This is a genomic window from Isoptericola halotolerans (genome assembly GCF_013149785.1).
GTDB classification, from domain to species: domain Bacteria; phylum Actinomycetota; class Actinomycetes; order Actinomycetales; family Cellulomonadaceae; genus Isoptericola; species Isoptericola halotolerans.
This window is the reverse complement of the sequence record NZ_JABEZU010000004.1, coordinates 402,416-419,673: the sequence shown is the minus strand read 5'-3', so window position 1 is coordinate 419,673 and position 17,258 is coordinate 402,416. Positions and strand designations below refer to the sequence as shown.

At 70.1% G+C, this 17,258-nt stretch carries 15 protein-coding genes; 7 read left to right on the top strand and 8 right to left on the bottom strand.

Annotation, left to right across the window (positions count from 1 at the left end; all coding sequences use genetic code 11):
- Positions 1 to 9 precede the first annotated feature (9 nt).
- The 5 genes from HDG69_RS16570 (at position 10) to trxA (ending at position 7,221) form a co-directional block, all read left to right on the top strand.
- Positions 10 to 2,121 carry a DUF6049 family protein gene (locus tag HDG69_RS16570; RefSeq protein WP_171784923.1) on the top strand — a complete coding sequence of 704 codons (2,112 nt, stop codon included), beginning with the start codon at positions 10 to 12 and terminating at the stop codon, positions 2,119 to 2,121.
- Complete coding sequence (gene murJ, locus HDG69_RS16565) at positions 2,118 to 3,788, top strand: murein biosynthesis integral membrane protein MurJ (RefSeq protein WP_171784922.1); 1,671 nt, start codon at positions 2,118 to 2,120, stop codon at positions 3,786 to 3,788. Before HDG69_RS16570 ends, murJ begins: the two co-directional genes overlap by 4 nt.
- A 94-nt stretch (positions 3,789 to 3,882) precedes the next feature.
- Positions 3,883 to 5,769 (top strand): protein kinase family protein, encoded by a 1,887-nt coding sequence (locus HDG69_RS16560; RefSeq protein ID WP_171784921.1) that lies wholly within the window; start codon positions 3,883 to 3,885, stop codon positions 5,767 to 5,769.
- An 82-nt stretch (positions 5,770 to 5,851) separates the two neighbouring features.
- On the top strand, positions 5,852 to 6,871 hold the full coding sequence (gene trxB / locus HDG69_RS16555; RefSeq protein WP_171784920.1) for a thioredoxin-disulfide reductase: 1,020 nt from the start codon (positions 5,852 to 5,854) through the stop codon (positions 6,869 to 6,871).
- Positions 6,872 to 6,897: 26 nt separating this feature from the next.
- Entirely contained in the window at positions 6,898 to 7,221 is a 324-nt protein-coding gene (gene trxA / locus HDG69_RS16550; RefSeq protein ID WP_171784919.1) for a thioredoxin, read from the top strand.
- A 762-nt stretch (positions 7,222 to 7,983) separates the two neighbouring features.
- On the opposite strand, the gene HDG69_RS16545 is transcribed toward trxA, so the two are convergent.
- The 8 genes from HDG69_RS16545 to rpmH all read right to left on the bottom strand — a co-directional run bounded on the left by HDG69_RS16545 (position 7,984) and on the right by rpmH (position 13,828).
- Positions 7,984 to 9,333 (bottom strand): ParB/RepB/Spo0J family partition protein, encoded by a 1,350-nt coding sequence (locus HDG69_RS16545; RefSeq protein WP_171784918.1) that lies wholly within the window; start codon positions 9,331 to 9,333, stop codon positions 7,984 to 7,986.
- A gap of 139 nt (positions 9,334 to 9,472) precedes the next feature.
- A complete protein-coding gene (locus HDG69_RS16540; RefSeq protein WP_343036482.1) occupies positions 9,473 to 10,408 on the bottom strand; it encodes a ParA family protein in 936 nt (311 codons plus the stop codon).
- 330 nt (positions 10,409 to 10,738) lie between these two features.
- A complete protein-coding gene (gene rsmG, locus HDG69_RS16535) occupies positions 10,739 to 11,377 on the bottom strand; it encodes a 16S rRNA (guanine(527)-N(7))-methyltransferase RsmG (protein ID WP_171784917.1) in 639 nt (212 codons plus the stop codon).
- Positions 11,378 to 11,505: 128 nt separating this feature from the next.
- On the bottom strand, positions 11,506 to 12,030 hold the full coding sequence (locus tag HDG69_RS16530; RefSeq protein ID WP_171784916.1) for a Jag family protein: 525 nt from the start codon (positions 12,028 to 12,030) through the stop codon (positions 11,506 to 11,508).
- 8 nt (positions 12,031 to 12,038) lie between these two features.
- On the bottom strand, positions 12,039 to 12,986 hold the full coding sequence (gene yidC, locus HDG69_RS16525; RefSeq protein ID WP_171784915.1) for a membrane protein insertase YidC: 948 nt from the start codon (positions 12,984 to 12,986) through the stop codon (positions 12,039 to 12,041).
- A 48-nt stretch (positions 12,987 to 13,034) separates the two neighbouring features.
- Entirely contained in the window at positions 13,035 to 13,298 is a 264-nt protein-coding gene (yidD, locus tag HDG69_RS16520) for a membrane protein insertion efficiency factor YidD (RefSeq protein ID WP_171785006.1), read from the bottom strand.
- A gap of 32 nt (positions 13,299 to 13,330) precedes the next feature.
- On the bottom strand, positions 13,331 to 13,687 hold the full coding sequence (rnpA, locus tag HDG69_RS16515) for a ribonuclease P protein component (RefSeq protein ID WP_171784914.1): 357 nt from the start codon (positions 13,685 to 13,687) through the stop codon (positions 13,331 to 13,333).
- Between the two features lie 3 nt (positions 13,688 to 13,690).
- Positions 13,691 to 13,828, bottom strand: coding sequence for a 50S ribosomal protein L34 (rpmH, locus tag HDG69_RS16510; RefSeq protein ID WP_171784913.1), 138 nt, complete (start codon positions 13,826 to 13,828; stop codon positions 13,691 to 13,693).
- A gap of 329 nt (positions 13,829 to 14,157) precedes the next feature.
- On the opposite strand from rpmH, the gene dnaA reads away from it, so the two are divergent.
- Positions 14,158 to 15,588 (top strand): chromosomal replication initiator protein DnaA, encoded by a 1,431-nt coding sequence (gene dnaA, locus HDG69_RS16505; RefSeq protein ID WP_171784912.1) that lies wholly within the window; start codon positions 14,158 to 14,160, stop codon positions 15,586 to 15,588.
- Positions 15,589 to 16,114: 526 nt separating this feature from the next.
- Entirely contained in the window at positions 16,115 to 17,248 is a 1,134-nt protein-coding gene (gene dnaN / locus HDG69_RS16500; RefSeq protein ID WP_171784911.1) for a DNA polymerase III subunit beta, read from the top strand.
- The last annotated feature ends 10 nt before the right edge of the window (positions 17,249 to 17,258 follow it).

Sequence of the window (17,258 nt, the reverse complement as noted above, 5' to 3'; positions counted from 1 at the left end):
GGCCACCGCGTGACCTTCCCCCGTGCAGCGGCGCTCCTGCCCCGCGCCCTCGCCCTCGTCGTGTCCACCCTCGTGCTCGCGGGCATCCTCACGACGGCCCCCGCGCCGATCGCCGCGGCGCACGACGGCGTCACGGTCGAGCTCGTCGACATGTCCCCGACCGTCGTCGGGCCGGGCAGCACCCAGGACATCACCGTCCGCATCACCAACGACTCCGGCAGCGACCTGAGCGGGCTCCGCGCCGACCTGGGCGTCGGATGGCGGGAGGTCTCGACGCGCGCCGGGGTGACCAGCTGGGCCGAGGGCACGTCGACACGGACCGCGGCGCGCCAGCTCAGCCTGCCCGTCGACGACGTCCCCGACGGTGGTTCCACCGACGTCACGTTCGAGCTGGGGATCTCGACCCTCCAGCTCGGCGACGACGCGGCGTGGGGCCCGCGCCAGCTCTCGGTCGAGGTCCTGGACGACGGCGCACCCGTCGACGTCCTGCACTCGTTCCTGCTCTACGACCCCGACGGAGGCACGGAGCGTTCGGGCCGCAGCTCTCCGGCGCCGCTGTCCCTCGCGGTGGTCGCCCCCGTGACGGGACCGCCGCTGGACCCGGCCGCACCCGAGGAGCAGGTCGCAGCCCTGTTCGACCGCGTCGCGGAAGGCGGTGCCGACGCACGGCTTCTCGCCGCCGCGAGCGAGGCAGGGCTCTCGCTCGCCGTGGATCCGGCGGTCGTCGCGGCGGCCGCCGCCTCCGGCGACGGCGAGCTCGGCTCCTGGGCCGCCCGGCTCCAACGCCCCGGCGTCGCGGACGTCGTCACCCTGCCCCCGTACGACACCGACCTCGCGGCCCTCGCCCACGCCGGCGTGCAACCCAGCGGGCTGCGGGCGGTGACCGACCCGAGCGGCCTGCTGCCCACCTCGTGGTCCGCCCCGGACGCCTGGGGCCCGCCGATCGCCTGGCCCCAGGGAACCGCGGACCTCGAGACGCTCGCTGCCTCGCGCTCCACCGGGGCCCAGCACGTCCTGGTCACCGACGGCCTCCAGCCCGATGCCGGCATCCGGGCGTCGGCCACCGACACGGTGGCCACCTCCTCCGGGGACGTCTCCGTCGTGGTCGCCGACGCGGCGCTGAGCGAGGCCCTGGCGGCGGCCACGTCACCGGGCGGTCCGTCCGCGACGACCACAGCCGTCCAACGGCTGCTGGCGGACACCGCCGTGCTCGCCACCTCCGCGGCCGACCTGGGCACCCCGCTCACGGTCGTGGCCGCCATGCCACGAGGCTGGGCCCCGGACGTGGACGCCTACCAGGCGATCACCTCCGCCCTCTCCGGTCAGGAGTGGGTGGACCCCGTCCCGTTCACGGAGGTCCTCGACCAGCCGCCGTCGGACGCGCCGCGCGCGGACGTGGACGCCCGCGTGGTCGACGACGCCGAGCTGCGGCCCCGAGCGGTCCAGAGCCTGGTCGACGACCTCGACGACGTCATGGCGTTCGCCACGGTGGCCACCGACCCGCGAGAGCTCGCCGGCAGCGTCGACCGCGACCTGGTCGCCCCGCTGGCCGTGGCCTACCGCTCCGACCGGGAGGGTCGCGAGTCCGCGGCCGACCTCGCCCAGGCGAACGCCGACCAGCTCCGCTCGGGGATCCGGGTGGTCGGCCGCGCCGACGTCCTCCTCATCAGCGACACCGGGAACCTGCCCGTCCGCGTGCGCAACGACCTGCCGACGGACGCCACCGTCACGGTCACCCTGCAGCCGGACGACCCCCGCCTCGTCGTCGAGACGTCCCCCACCATCGTCGTGCCCGCCGGCGAGTCGCGGGACGCCGAGGTCAGGGTCCGCGCGATCGGCTCCGGTGACGTGAACCTCGCGGTGCAGGTGATCGCGCCGAGCGGCGCCGCGGTCACCGCACCGACCGAGTTCGCCGTCCAGGTCCGCGCCGGGTGGGAGACGGTCGGGACCTCGGTCATGGCCGTCGGGGTGGGGCTGCTGTTCGTGGCCGGGATCTGGCGTACGGTCCGACGGGGCCGCTCGGACAGCCGCACCACCGCCGAGGACGCACAGAGCGCCGCCACGCAGGAGACACCCGCCTACCGCCCGACACCGTCCACACCGGAGGATCCCCAGGCATGACCGCCGACCACCCCGAGCGCGGGGTACGCAAGGCCAGTCTGGGACGCGGGTCCCTCGCCATGTCCCTGGGCACGACGGCGTCACGCGCGTCGGGTCTGGTGCGCACCATGCTGCTGGTGGCATGCGTGGGGACGGTCGGCACCGCCGCCAACGCCTTCGACATCGCCAACAAGCTGCCGAACATGCTGTTCGCGCTGATCTCGGCCGGGTTCCTCCAGGCCGTGCTCGTGCCGCAGATCATGAAGTCCATGCAGGCGCCCAACGCCCGTGAGCGTCTCGACAAGCTCCTCACGATCTCGGGGCTCGGCCTGCTGTCGGGCACGATCGTCCTCGTGGCCGCTGCGCCCGTGGTCGTCCACATCATGACGCTCAGCGACAGCTGGACGCCCGAAGCACGCCAGCTCGCCGTCGTCTTCGCCTACTGGTGCCTCCCCCAGCTCTTCTTCTACGGTCTCTACACGCTCCTGGGCCAGGTCCTCAGCGCCCACGGTCGGTTCGCGGCCTACGGCTGGGCACCGGTGGCCAACAACGTCGTGTCTCTCCTCGGGTTCGGTGCCTTCCTGCTGCTGTTCGGCGACGCGCCTGCCGACGGCATCAACGACATCGGCGGGTGGACCACCCTGCAGACGGTCCTGCTGGCCGGCACCGCGACCCTTGGCATCGCCGCCCAGGCGCTCATCCTCGTCCCCGCCCTGCGCAAGGCAGGGTTCCGGTGGGGCTTCCGGCTCGGGCTGCGCGGGATCGGCCTGCGGTCGGCGGGCAAGGTCGTCGGTTGGACCCTGGGCGCCGTCGTGCTGGAACAGCTCGGTGTCGTCTACCTGACGAACATCGTCGGCGCGGCCGGCCAGGCCGCCGTCCAGGCCGGCGACGTCGCCCCCGGCAACGCCGCCTACACGAACGCCATGACGATCTACCTGCTGCCGCACTCGATCGTGGTCGTCTCCATCGTCACGGTCCTGTTCCCCCGGATGAGCGCCGCCGTCACAGCGGGAGACCTGCCCGGCGTACGTCGCGACATGTCCCTGGGGCTCCGCTCCGCCGGCGTGTTCTCCGTCTTCTCCGCGACGGCGCTCGCCGTGCTCGCGTTCCCCCTCACGAAGGCCCTGCTCCCGTCGGCGTCAGCGCCCCAGGTGGAGGCCGTGGCACCCGTGCTGCAGGCGATGGCCTTCGGTGCGATCGCGCTGGGAGCGACCGTCCTGGTGCGCCGCATGTACTTCGCCTTCGAGGACGGTCGGAGCGTGTTCGTCATCCAGGTCATCGCCACGGCGTCGCTCGTCGCCGCGCTGTGGGTGGCCTCGATGACGCTGCCCGTCACCGCGTGGGCCGTCGCCGCCGGGGGCGCGTTCGCCCTGTCGACCTGGATCTCGCTGCTGCTGCGCGTGCGTGGCATGAGCCGCAAGCTGCACGGCATGGACGGGCGGCGCGTCCTGCGGCTCTACGTCCGGGCCGCCCTGGGAGCCGCCGTCGCCGGGGGGCTCGGCTGGCTGGTCGTCCGCCTCCTGGACGGCTCGGCGTCGTCCTCGTGGCCGCACGCCGTGCTGGTCACCGCCGCCGCCGGTCTCGTCATGGCCGTCGCCTACCTGGGTGTGCTGAAGCTGCTGCGTGTGCGCGAGCTCGACGACGCGCTCGCGCCGATCCTGCGGCGTGTCGGCAGGAGCGGCGCATGAGAGCCGCCGACCTCTACCATGGTCCGATGGAACGGACCTCCGGCCCGTCCGGCCGGAGACCACTCCCCCACCACACCCCCACGGAGGCGTCCAGGTGAGCACCGTCCAGCCCGGGACCGTCATGGTCGATCGTTACCGGCTGACCCGGCCTGCCAGCACCGACCTGGCGTCGGCGGAGGCGTGGGAAGCCCACGACCAGATCCTCGACCGGCCGGTCCGCGTGACGTTCGTCGACGGACCCCAGGCACCTGCCGCGCTCGACGCCGCACGTCGCGCCGCCCTCGTGGCGGACGCCCGGCTGTGCCGGGTCCTCGACGTCGGAGCCACCGACCTGGGTGCCGGGGAGCGTTCCTACGTCATCACCGAGCCGTTCTCCGGCGAGACCCTGACGCAGATCGTCTCGCGCGGGCTGGTCGACGCCCAGCAGGCCCGAGCCCTCATGGGTGAGGCGGCGACGGCGCTCGAGGCAGCGCGGCAGCGAGGGGTGCACCACTGCGCGCTGCGCCCCGACGCCGTCCGCGTGGACGGCCACCGGGTGGTCGTCACCGGGCTCGGCATCGACGCGGGCCTCGCCGGCATCGACCCGACGGATGCCGAGGCTGCGGCATCCGACGCTCGCGGCCTGGTGGCTCTCGGGTACTACGCACTGACCGCCCGGTGGGCGGCGGACAGCCTGGACGTGCCCTGGATCGCCCCTGACGCCGTCCGGCCGTTGTCGGCCCGGACCGGGGCGGAGGGCGGGGTCGTTCCCGTCTCGGAGCTGGTACCGCACGTCGACCCCGAGATCGACGCCCTGGTGCGGCGCACCTTCGGCGGGTCGCACCCGGCACCCGAGGACCCCTCCGAGGTCGTGGCCGCGCTCGAGCCCTGGGGGCAGGTGTCCGTCGTGGCCGCTCTGCCCCAGTTCGTGCAGCCTCCGCCGGAACGTCCGGTTCGTTCGTCCGTCCTGGGCGCAGGCAGCCCGGCCGGCTCCGGCAGCCGCCCGGGGACGCCGCCCCCTGCACCGCCGGTGCGGCGCCCGTCCACGGGTCGCATCGCTCGCGCCGGGGTGGCCGGCAGCGTGGCGGGAGCGGCCTACGGCCAGCAGCAGGCCACTCAGGCAGCAACTCCTCCGCCCGGGCCCGCCGGCCCCTACGGGCAGACGGCCGCCTACGGGCAGCCTCCGGTGCCGGCGCAGCCTCCGGTGCCTCCCCCGGGCCAGACGGGCGGCGCCTACGCTCCCGCGGCGGGCTACGGTCCGCCGGGTCAGCCTCCGGTCGTCAACCAGGCCGCCCCTCCGTCGGAGGCCAGTCCGAGCACCGGGGGCTTCGCCTCGACGGCGGCTCCCCAGAAGCGGGGCGTGAACCCGACGCCGATCGTCCTCGGCGTCCTGCTCGTCGGCGTCGTCCTGGCGGCGATCTGGGCCATGACCCAGGCCTTCACGCCCATCAACCTGGATCCGCCGCCCCAGGCACAGACGTCCGAGCAGCCGGCCGAGACCACGGACGACGGCGAGGACGGTGACGGTGAGGAGGGCGAACCGGAGCCGACCGAGGCGGAGACGCCCGAGGTCCGGCCGATCATCGAGACCGGGGACCAGATCGACCCGGCGGGTGACGGCGAGCACCCTGAGGCCGTGGAGTACGCCTACGACGCGGATCCCTCGACCTTCTGGTTCACCCTGACCTATCACAACAACCCGGCCTGGGGTGGCTTCAAGGAGGGCGCGGGGTACGGCGTCGAGCTGCGCGAGCGGGCCCCCGTGTCGCAGGTCGAGCTCAGCACGAACAGCTCGGGTGGCGCCTGGCAGCTCCGGTCCACCACCTTCGACGACCCCACCGGCGGGGACCTGCTCGCCGAGGGCTCGTTCTCGGAGGACACGACGATCGAGCTGGAGGAGACGGTGATCGTCGACTCCCTGGTCCTCTGGATCACCGAGCTGCCGGGGACGGACGAGGCCGACCGCTACCGTCTCGAGCTGAACGAGATCACGCTGTCCTGAGCCGCGGAACATCGGCGGCTCGAGCGATGTTGACCCCTGATGCCGGTCCGCACCGGCCACGAACCGAGACGCAGGAGTAGATGTGACCGACCAGCCGACACCCCCGGCCAGCCCGGACGCCGCCGCGCACGACATCGTCATCGTCGGTTCCGGCCCCGCCGGCTACACGGCTGCGATCTATGCCGCCCGTGCCGGCCTCGCACCCGTCGTCGTCGCCGGCTCGGTCACGGCCGGTGGCGCCCTGATGAACACCACCGAGGTGGAGAACTTCCCGGGCTTCCCCCCGGGTATCCAGGGGCCCGACCTCATGGACGCCATGCGGGAGCAGGCCAAGAAGTTCGGTGCGCGCGTCCTGTGGGACGACGCCGAGACGCTGGACCTCACCGGCACGGTCAAGACGGTCGTCACCGGCGGCGGCGAGACGTTCCGCACCCGCGCGGTCATCCTCGCCACCGGCTCCGCCTACCGCGAGCTCGGCCTGCCCGAGGAGAAGCAGCTCTCCGGACGCGGCGTCTCGTGGTGCGCCACCTGCGACGGGTTCTTCTTCCGCGACCAGCACATCGCCGTGGTCGGCGGGGGTGACTCCGCGATGGAGGAGGCGACCTTCTTGACCCGTTTCGCCTCGAAGGTCACGGTCATCCACCGTCGCGACGCTCTGCGCGCTTCCAAGATCATGGCCGACCGCGCTCTCGCCGACCCGAAGATCGACTTCGCCTGGAACAGCGAGGTCATCGGGATCGAGGGCGAGGACAAGGTGGCGGGCGTCCGCCTGCGCGACACCGTCACCGGCGCCGAGCGCGACCTGGACGTCACCGGCCTGTTCGTCGCCATCGGGCACGACCCGCGCAGCGAGCTGCTGTCCGGCCAGGTCGACCTCGACGACGACGGATACGTGATCGCCGAGGGTCGGTCCACCCGCACCAACATCGCCGGAGTGTTCGCCTGCGGCGACCTCGTCGACCACACCTACCGACAGGCGATCACGGCCGCCGGCTCAGGGTGCGCCGCGGCACTGGACGCCCAGAACTTCCTCGCCGACCTGGCCGACCTCGACACCGCTCCCGACCCGGAGCAGCTGCCGGCCGCGCTCGACGCCGTCTGAACATCCCGCACACCGAAGGAGCGCACATGCCTACTGTCGCCGTCACCGACGACACCTTCCAGTCCGAGGTCCTGGAGTCGGACGTCCCCGTTCTCGTGGACTTCTGGGCGACCTGGTGCGGCCCGTGCCGCATGGTCGCCCCCATCCTCGAAGAGCTGTCCGAGGAGTACGCCGGCAAGGTGAAGATCGTCAAGCTCGACACCGACGCCAACCAGGCCACCACGATGGCCTACGGCATCACCTCGATCCCCACCCTCAACGTCTACTCGGGCGGAGAGGTCGTCAAGTCGATCATCGGCGCCCGTCCGAAGCGGGCACTGGCCGAGGAGATCGACGGCGTCCTCGCCTGACATGTCCCCCGAAGGCGGCATCAGTTCTCTGGACCGGTGCCGCCTTCGTCGTCCTCGCGCGGGATCGACCGGCCGCCACCTGGGGCCGTGGCCAGCACTCGCGCTCGAGGTCCTGGCTTCTGTCCCGGGCCCCGCGCGGCTGCGCCGAGGACCGCACGCCTGGCGCTTCCGTCGTGTTCACTGTTTCACGTGAAACAGCCCGCTTCACGCGTCACCTGGTCGACTGTTTCACGTGAAACGGTGCGGCCCTCTCCGGGGCCCCGACAAGCGACGCGTCGGGCCCCGTGAGCGCGACGGGTCCTGAGCTCGTTCAGCCTTCCCCGCCCGCTGCGCGGACACGGCGAAGGCCACGCCCGGAGGGTCGTCGAAGCCGCCCACGCACACCTCACCCTCAGTGGTGGGCTCGAGGCTTGACCAGACATCGTCATGGCGGGGCCGCCACCGGTGCGACCCAGGAGCCCGGGGACGTCGGCGTCGTCGGTAGTCACCGGCACACGTCGCGCTGCCTCCACGTCCAGCGTCGCCACATCCGTTGCACACGGCTTCTGAGCGAGCAGCAGGGGCCTGGGAGGCGAGGCCTCCGAGGGCATCGTGAGCATCTGCCCGGTAGCTCTCGCGTCCCGAGCGGGTCGGCCCCACTCCCCCGGCGTGGACAGGACCAGGGCCCAGCATGTTTCACGTGAAACATGCTGGGCCCTGGTCCTGTCCCTCGTCAGCAGTCCGCAGCCCGGTCCGTGCAGCGGGCCGGCCGGCCCGCGCTGCTCAGCGCGGTCCGAACCCGGGGTCGTCCGGTGCCATGACCGTCAGGATCCTGTTGAGGTCCTCGACCGAGGCGAACTCGACGGTGACCTTGCCCTTCGTCTTGCCGAGGTCGACCTTGACGCGCGTCTCGAACTTGTCCGAGAGGCGTGACGCCAGCTCGTCCATCGCCTCGCTGCGCTGTCCGGCACGTGGCGCCCGTGGTGACCGCCTCTCCTCTGCACCCTCCGAGATCAGCGCGACGACCTCCTCGGTGGCCCGGACGGACAGCCCTTCGGAGACGATCCGTTGCGCGAGCCGCTCGATCTCTGCGCCGTCGGACAGGCCCAGCAACGCTCGAGCATGACCTGCGGAGAGGACTCCGGCCGCTACCCGTCGCTGGACCAGCGGGGGCAGCTTGAGAAGGCGCAGCGTGTTCGAGATCTGGGGGCGCGACCGCGCGATCCTGCCGGCCAGCTCCTCGTGGGTGCACCCGAAGTCATCCAGCAGCTGCCGATAGGCCGCCGCTTCCTCCAGCGGGTTGAGCGCCGCTCGATGGAGGTTCTCCAGGAGAGCGTCGCGCAGCATGTCCGAGTCGTCGGTCGACCTGATGATCGCGGGGATCGTCTCGAGCCCGGCCTCCTGGGAGGCGCGCCACCGTCGCTCACCCATGATGAGCTCGAACCCGAGAGACGCGTCAGGATCCGGCCGCACGACGACGGGCTGCAGGACGCCGATCTCACGGATCGACTCGACGAGCTCATCGAGCTCGCCCTCGTCGAAGACGCTCCGCGGCTGGCGACTGTTCGGACGGATCTGGTCGACGGGAACCTCGGCGAACTGCGCTCCGGGCACCGGGACCAGGTCTGCGGTCCCGTCCCGTTCGCCCGAGGAGTCTTGAGCGCTGACCGACCCTCTGTCGGAGACCTCGGCCGGCTCCGTCGCCGAGGCCAGATCGTCCGGGGCGTCGCGCTCACTGATCTCGATCGTGCCGATCAGCTCGGCGTCACCGGGAGGCACCGCCTTCGACTCGGCCTCCCACTGATCGGCGAGCCCGGCCAGGGCCACCACCGGATCTGCGGTGTCGTCGCTGGTGCGGCTCCCCCCGTTGATGCTGAGGCGTCCACCGGCGATCGCGGAGTCCCATGAGGCGCTGCGTCGTCCCGATCGATCCGGCGCCCCTGCTCCGCCGGCAGACGCCGCCGAGTCAGAAGCGCTGCCCGTCGACTCCTCCTCCGCGACCAGGACGCCACCAGGCGAGCTGCTCTCATCGTCACGCTGCGGGAAGAAGACGTCGACCGGCTTCTCCTGCGGCGGACCTTGCGGGATGAGGGCGCCCAGCCCACGGCCGAGCCCTCGCTTCTTCTGGCTCATGATCCACCAGCCTCCTGGTTCCGTCCGTGTGCGGGTCTGTCCACCGGGCGCTCAGCGAGCGGGCCGCGGCTCATCTCCACGTCGCCCGCCCGGACCACGACGGGTCGCGATGCGCTGTCCTGCCTCGATGCTACGCGCATCATCGCAGGTCAGCGCGTTCAGCGGAGTTCTCCGCGACCTCGCGGGCTGCCTCCAGGTAGGCCAGTGCACCGGTCGATCCTGGATCGTACGTCATGACCGTCTGCCCGTACGACGGAGCCTCCGAGATCCTCACCGAACGTGGCACGGTCGTCCGGAGGGTCTGGTCGGGGAAGTGCTGCCGCACTTCCGCGGCCACCTGCTGGGCCAAGTTCGTCCGCCCGTCGTACATCGTCAGCAGGATCGTCGAGACCACCAGCTCCGGATTGAGGTGGGCCTTGATGAGCTCGATCGTCTTGAGGAGCTGGCTCAGACCCTCGAGCGCGTAGTACTCGCACTGGATGGGGATCAGGACCTCGCGCCCTGTGACGAAGGCGTTCACCGTCAGGAGTCCGAGACTCGGGGGGCAGTCCACGAACACGTAGTCGATCCGCTCCTCTCCCCGGGCGACCCGGTCATCGAGGTAGCGGTCGAGCGCCTTCCGGAGGCGTGTCTCACGGGAGACGAGCGACACGAGCTCGATCTCCGCACCCGACAGGTCGATGGTCGCCGGCACTCCCCAGAGGCCGTCGACGTCGGGGCATGCCTGAACGGCAGACTCGATCGGTGCGTCCTCGACGAGGACCTCGTAGATCGACGGCGTCCCCGCTCGGTGCTCAAGACCCAACGCGGTGGACGCATTGCCCTGAGGGTCGTTGTCGATGACCAGCACCTTCAGCCCTGCACGGGCCAGGCCGGCGGCAAGATTGACCGTCGTGGTCGTCTTGCCCACCCCACCCTTCTGGTTCGCCACCGTGACGATACGAGTGTGCTCGGGCCGCGGGAACCGGCGCCCGTCGAGGTCGATCCGACGACGGGCGTCGAGAGCCAGCTGCGCTGCCAGCGGCGTGTCGTCATCGACATCGGGCACCGAGGACTTCAGAGCCTCCCGGTGCACGTCACGATCGTCGCTGAACGGGACGTCCCCCAGGGGTGCTGTCGCAGATGTTTCACGTGAAACACCCCCAGGAGCGGTTTCGGGAGAGTTCCAGATGCCGGCCCCTGACGGTGCGTCCGGATGGTCGGGACTCATGCTCACGGATCGTTCCTCCACGTCACGTCGCACGTCGATGCAGTTCCGCGCTCACTCTACGGCCTGACACCTACGCCCGTGTCGGTGACACACATCTTCTCTGGTCCCCGTCTCGTCGCACCACCCGAGCCGGTGAGATCCGGCGATGTTTCACGTGAAACACGTCTGATCAGCAGGGACCCGGCATCCCGGGGATCATCGCCGTCGAACACGCAGGATCGTCGTCGACTCGATCCCGTCGACAGTGTGGCCCTCGAGGATCTCGGGATCTCCCACCGTGAGCTTCCGCAGCACCTGACGCGCCGGCTCGATCTCCTTCTCGACGTTGCGACCCTTGAGCACCACCAGCTCTCCACCGGGACGCACCAGCGGAAGGCTGATCCTCGCCAGCTTCGAGAGCGCCGCCACGGCGCGGGACGTCACCGCGTCGACCTCGAGGGCGCCGTCGTACTCCTCGGCCCGGCCTCTCTTCACCGAGACGTTCGACAGGCCCAGGTCCGCGACGATCTCTTCCAGCCAGGTCGTGCGCCGCTCCATGGGCTCGATCAGATGCACAGTCGCATCCGGACGGAGGATGGCGATCACGATGCCTGGCAGGCCCGCTCCGGAGCCGATGTCAGCCACGGACTGCGCTGCGGTCAGGAACGGGACGACGGCCGCGGAGTTGAGGATGTGGCGCTCCCACAGGCGGTCGACCTCGCGTGGACCGATGAGCCCGCGCAGCTCTCCCTCGTCCCGGAGTCGTGCGTGGAACCGCGCGACCGAGTCGTAGTGCTCTCCGAAGTACTCCCGCACCGCGGGGCTCGTGCCGATCGTCTCGTCCGTGTCCACCATGACCACCATCCTGTCACTGCCCCGCCGTCAGTCGGCGAGGGATCTACCTGTCACGAGCACAGTCGAGGGCCTGTTGTTTCACGTGAAACAACAGGCCCTCGAGTGCAGGTCCTTCCCCGCGCTTGCGTTCAGCTGCCGGAGGGAGCTTCTCCGGGATGTACCACGACATACCGCTGCGGCTCGGTACCCGCCGAGTCGCTGACGAGGCCCGCGGCCGCGACCGCGTCATGCACGACCTTCCGCTCGAAGGCGTTCATCGGCTCGAGAGAAGCGGTCTCACCGGACTCCTGCACGCGGCGAATCGTCTCCGCCGCCAGTGACTCCAGCTCCGCGCGCCGCCCTGCGCGGAAGCCCCCCACGTCCAGCATGAGACGGCTCCGCTCTCCCGTCTTCGCCTGCACGGCGAGCCGCGTGAGCTCCTGCAGCGCTTCGAGCACCTCGCCGTCACGACCGACGAGCGCATCGAGCGAACGCGGCGACTCCTCCGACACCACCTCGACCGCCGCGCGGTCGTGATGGATGTCCAGGTCGATGTCACCGTCGAGATCGGCGATGTCAAGGAGCTCTTCGAGGTAGTCCGCCGCGATCTCCCCCTCTTCCTCGAGGCGCGCGGTCAAGGTGCGACCATCTTCCACCGTGGGCTCGCTGGTCATGGCAGACCTCACTTCTTCTTCTTCTTGCGGTTCTTCCGCACCGGCTGCTGACGCTGGCCGACCGGCTTGGGCGGCTCGATCTCGGTGGGCTCCTCCAGCACGATGCCCTTCTTGGCGGCCTTCGCCGCGCGCTTCTCGTTGAGGATCCGTTCGGCCTCGGAGCCGGGAGCCGGCATGCGCTTGATCGTGTAGAACTGCTGACCCATCGACCACAGGTTCGTGATCGTCCAGTAGATGAGCACACCGACCGGGAAGTTGACTCCCGAGACGAGGAAGATCAGCGGCAGGACGTACAGCATCATCTTCTGCGTGTTCGCCATCGGGCCCTCGAGGGCGGCCTTCGGCATGTTCTTCATCGTCAGCTGGCGCTGCGTGAAGAACGTCGTCGCGCTCATCGCGACGATGAGGAAGAGGATGGTGATCCGCGCGCCCCAGTCGTCGGTCTGCATGAAGACGTCCGAGAGCTGGGCACCGAACAGCGAGGACTCCTCGATGTCCCCGGCGACGGCTGCGTCGATGGGACCGATCGGTTCCTGGGTACCGTCGGCGATCGGGCGCAGGTTGTAGAGCACCCGGAAGAGCGCGAAGAAGATCGGCGACTGCAGAAGGATCGGCAGGCACGACGCCATGGGGTTGGTGCCGTGCTTCCGGTAGAGCTCCATCGTCTCTCGGCCCATGGCCTCCCTCGACGAGGGGTCCTTCTTGTTCTTGTACTTCTTCTGGATCGCCTGCAGCTCGGGCTGCATCATCTGCATCCCTCGGGATGCCTTGATCTGCTTGAAGAACAGCGGGATCAGCACGATCCGGATGACGACCACGAGGGCGACGATGGACAGCACCCAGGCGAACCCCGGCCCGTCCTCGAAACCGAGCGTCGTGAACAGCTGGTGGGACCCGTACATGATCCAGGCCACGACCCATTGGATCGGGAACAGGATGGTATCGAAGAAGCCCATTTGTCTCCTCTGTCGGAATGCGGGTCCGGGTGGCGCGCTCCCGGGAAGTCAGTGCGTGCGGGCGCCTCGATGCTCGTGGTCCCGAGCGGGCGGCACGTCATCGACGCCGCCGAGGCTCCAAGGGTTGCACCGGAGGATCCGCCAGAGGGCGAGCCCGCTCCCCCGCAACGGCCCGTGCCTCCGAACGGCCACCAGGGCGTACTGCGAGCAGGAGGGGTAGTACTTGCACGTCGGCCCCGTCATCGGAGAGATGACGGCCTGGTAGACACGGATGGCTCCCACCAGGACGGCGGTGGGGACAGCGCTGACCAGAGCTCGGCTGCGACCGATGATCGCCCCGTCTCTCACCGTCGCTCCGTCGCTCGGGCCAGTGCCTTGTGGATACCGCGGTCGACGTCCCGCTCGAGTCGGCCGTAGTCGGCTGTGGCGGCGGCCGGCAGAGCGCGCAGCACGACCAGAGCGTCCGCAGGCAGGTCGCGAGCAGGCGTCGCCGCCGCGCCTCGCAGTCGGCGCTTGACCAGGTTGCGGTGCACGGCGTTGCCGACCGCCTTGGAGACCACCAGGCCGATCAAAGGCCCGTCCGCCCGTTCGGGCTCGCGCGTCAGATGGACGACGACCGTCGAGCGCCCTGCGCGCGCGCCACCGCGCACCGCTCGTTCGAAGTCGAAGGAGCGGCGCATGCGACGCGCCGCAGGGAGCACGGCTCAGGCAGAGAGCTCGGTGCGGCCCTTGCGACGGCGGTTCGCCAGGATCGCGCGGCCGGCACGGGTGCGCATACGCAGCCGGAAGCCGTGGGTCTTCGCACGACGGCGGGTGTTCGGCTGGAAGGTCCGCTTGCTCACGAGGTACTCCAAGAAACGTCGGGGAGGTACACCGTCAGTTCCTCGACGATGTCGGTCAGGTTGCAGGTCGACACCCGCACAGGCAGTGTGGCGACCGGGCCGACCCGAGGCCGCGCCCCCTGGAGGAGGGCGCGCGAAAGTACCTGGAACGGCTGTCCGACGTTACGCCGTCGGAGGCTCTCAGGTCAACCGGGCGCAGCGTGACGACGACGACACCCTGAGCGTCTGCCGCCCGTCGTCCACATGGATGTCCACAGGTTCCACAGGGTGTGGAAAACTGTGTGGACATCGTCGCCGCACCACCCATCGCCCCGCCCGGAGGAACAGCCGTGCCCCAGCCCGACACCAACATCACCGAGGTCTGGGCACAGACGCTGGCGACTCTCGAGGCGCGATCGGACATGACCCAACGGCAGCTGGCCTTCATCAAGCTGGCGAAGCCCATGGCGATCCTGGAGGACACGGTCTTCATCGCGGTCCCCCACGAACAGACGCGCAACTACCTCGAGACGAGCGTGCGCGACCAGCTGGTCTCCGCGATGTCCTCCACGCTCGGACGTGACATCCGGTTCGGCATCACGGTGGATCCGGAGCTGAGCCACGAGTCGCTGACCGGACCCACGCAGGACTACACCCCGCCGCCGGAGGACCCCGAGCCGTCCGCGCGCGAACGCTCGGAGGCCGTGCGTCCCACCCCTCCCCCGCGCAAGGAAACGGCCGAGCCGACCCGGCTCAACCCGAAGTACATCTTCGAGACCTTCGTCATCGGTTCCTCCAACCGCTTCGCCCACGCGGCCGCCGTCGCCGTCGCCGAAGCGCCCGCCAAGGCCTACAACCCTCTCTTCATCTACGGCGACTCGGGACTCGGCAAGACGCACCTCCTGCACGCCATCGGCCACTACGCCCACAACCTCTACCCGCACGTCCGGGTCAGGTACGTGAACTCCGAGGAGTTCACCAACGACTTCATCAACAGCATCGGCGAGGGCCGCACCGGCGCGTTCCAACGCCGGTACCGCGACGTCGACGTCCTCCTCATCGACGACATCCAGTTCCTGCAGGGCAAGGAACAGACGATGGAGGAGTTCTTCCACACCTTCAACGCGCTGCACAACGCCGACAAGCAGGTCGTCATCACCTCGGACGTCCCGCCGAAGCAGCTCGACGGGTTCGAGGACCGCCTGCGGTCCCGGTTCGAGTGGGGCCTGATCACCGACGTCCAGCCCCCGGACCTCGAGACCCGCATCGCGATCCTGCGCAAGAAGGCCGCCAGCGAACGCCTGGACGTGCCCGCGGAGGTGCTCAGCTACATCGGGTCGCGCATCTCGACGAACATCCGCGAGCTCGAGGGCGCACTCATCCGCGTGACGGCCTTCGCCAACCTCAACAAGCAACAGGTGGACCTCGCCCTCACCGAGATCGTCCTCAAGGACCTCATCACCGACGACGACCAGGCCACCGAGATCACGCCGGCGATGGTCATCGCCCAGACGGCCGCGTACTTCGGCCTGACGATCGACGACCTGTGCGGCACGTCGCGCTCCCGGGTCCTGGTCACCGCACGTCAGATCGCCATGTACCTGTGCCGCGAGCTGACCGACCTGTCGCTGCCGAAGATCGGCCAGCAGTTCGGTGGTCGGGACCACACGACGGTCATGCACGCGAACAAGAAGATCGCCGGCCAGATGGCGGAGCGTCGTTCGACGTACAACCAGGTCACCGAGCTCACCAGCCGCATCAAGCAGCAGCACCGGGGTTGATCCACATCTCCACAGGCCTGTGGAGAACTGGAGTTCACAGGGTTGCCCACAGCGCGGGCGCCGGGAACTCGCCACAGGGACCGGTCTGTCCCCACCCTGGGGACGACAACAGTGGACAACTCACCCGATTCGCGGCACCCAGAGGTGCACACCTGTGGACAAATCTGTGGATGCTTGTGGACCACGCCGTCGAACCCGTGGATGAACGACAGGAAAACGGTGGACGGCTGTGGGCACAGAATCGGCCGCCCACAGGCACGGCCGGTTGCCCACAGGTTCGCCCCCAGCGGCCTCCACAGGGCTCCAGGCGCTCTGACCTGCGCAGACACCGCTTTTCCCCATCTTCCACAACCCCTACGACGACGATGAACGGTTTATCTCTCATCAGGGATCCACACGCCTTCGAAGGCTGATCGAGGCGGATCGTGCGACCGACCTCCTGGGCCTCGGCACGGTAGGGTTTGCACGGACGACGACGCTGCTGCCAGGCATGTCGTCGCACCGCACGAGAACACTGAGGAGTGGGATGAAGTTCCGGGTTGAACGCGACGTCCTGGCCGAGGCTGTGACTTGGACGGCCCGCACCCTCCCCACACGCCCGCCGGCACCGGTGCTCGCCGGTGTTCGCATCGAGGCCGACACCGCCGGCACGATCGGCCTGGCGAGCTTCGACTACGAGGTCTCCGCACGCTCGCAGATCCCCGCCGAGGTGTCCGAGCCCGGGACGGTGCTGGTGTCCGGCCGACTGCTCGCCGAGATCTCCCGGGCGCTGCCCAGCAAGCCGGTGGACGTCACGGTCGAGGGCAACAAGGTGGCGCTGACGTGCGGTGCCTCCCGGTTCACGCTGCTCACCATGCCGGTCGAGGACTACCCCGCGCTGCCGACGATGCCCGAGCTCTCCGGCACGGTCACCGGCGAAGCCCTCACCCACGCCGTCGCCCAGGTGAGCGTGGCGGCCAGCCGGGACGACACTCTCCCCCTGCTCACCGGCGTGCGGATGGAGATCGAGGGCGAGCGCATCACCCTGCTCGCCACCGACCGCTACCGGCTCGCGCTGCGCGAGCTGACGTGGACCCCCGCCACACCGGGCTACTCGGCCGTGGCCCTCGTGCGCGCCCGCACCCTCAACGACGTCGCCAAGTCCCTCGGGACCAGCGGCGGTCAGGTCAACATCGGGCTGTCCACCGGCGAGGGCATCGACCTCATCGGTTTCGAGGCGGGAGGGCGTCACACGACCTCCCAGCTCGTGGACGGCGACTATCCGGCCGTGCGGCGTCTGTTCCCGGACGCCACGCCGATCCACGCCGTCGTCCCCACCCAGGCGCTGATCGACGCCGCCAAGCGGGTCGCGCTCGTGGCCGAGCGCAACACGCCGATCCGGCTGGCCTTCTCCGAGGGACAGGTGGTGCTGGACGCCGGTCAGGGCGACGACGCGCAGGCGTCCGAGGCTCTCGAGGCGGTCCTCGTGGGCGAGGACATCCAGGTCGCCTTCAATCCCCAGTTCCTGCTCGACGGCCTCGGTGCGCTGGGGACGGACTTCGTCCGGATGTCGTTCACGCACCCGAACAAGCCGGTCGAGTTCACCGGGCAGGAGTCGCTCGACGGCGAGGACTCCTCGGCCTACCGCTACCTGTTGGTCCCCATCCGCTTCTCGTCCTGATCCCTCCCCG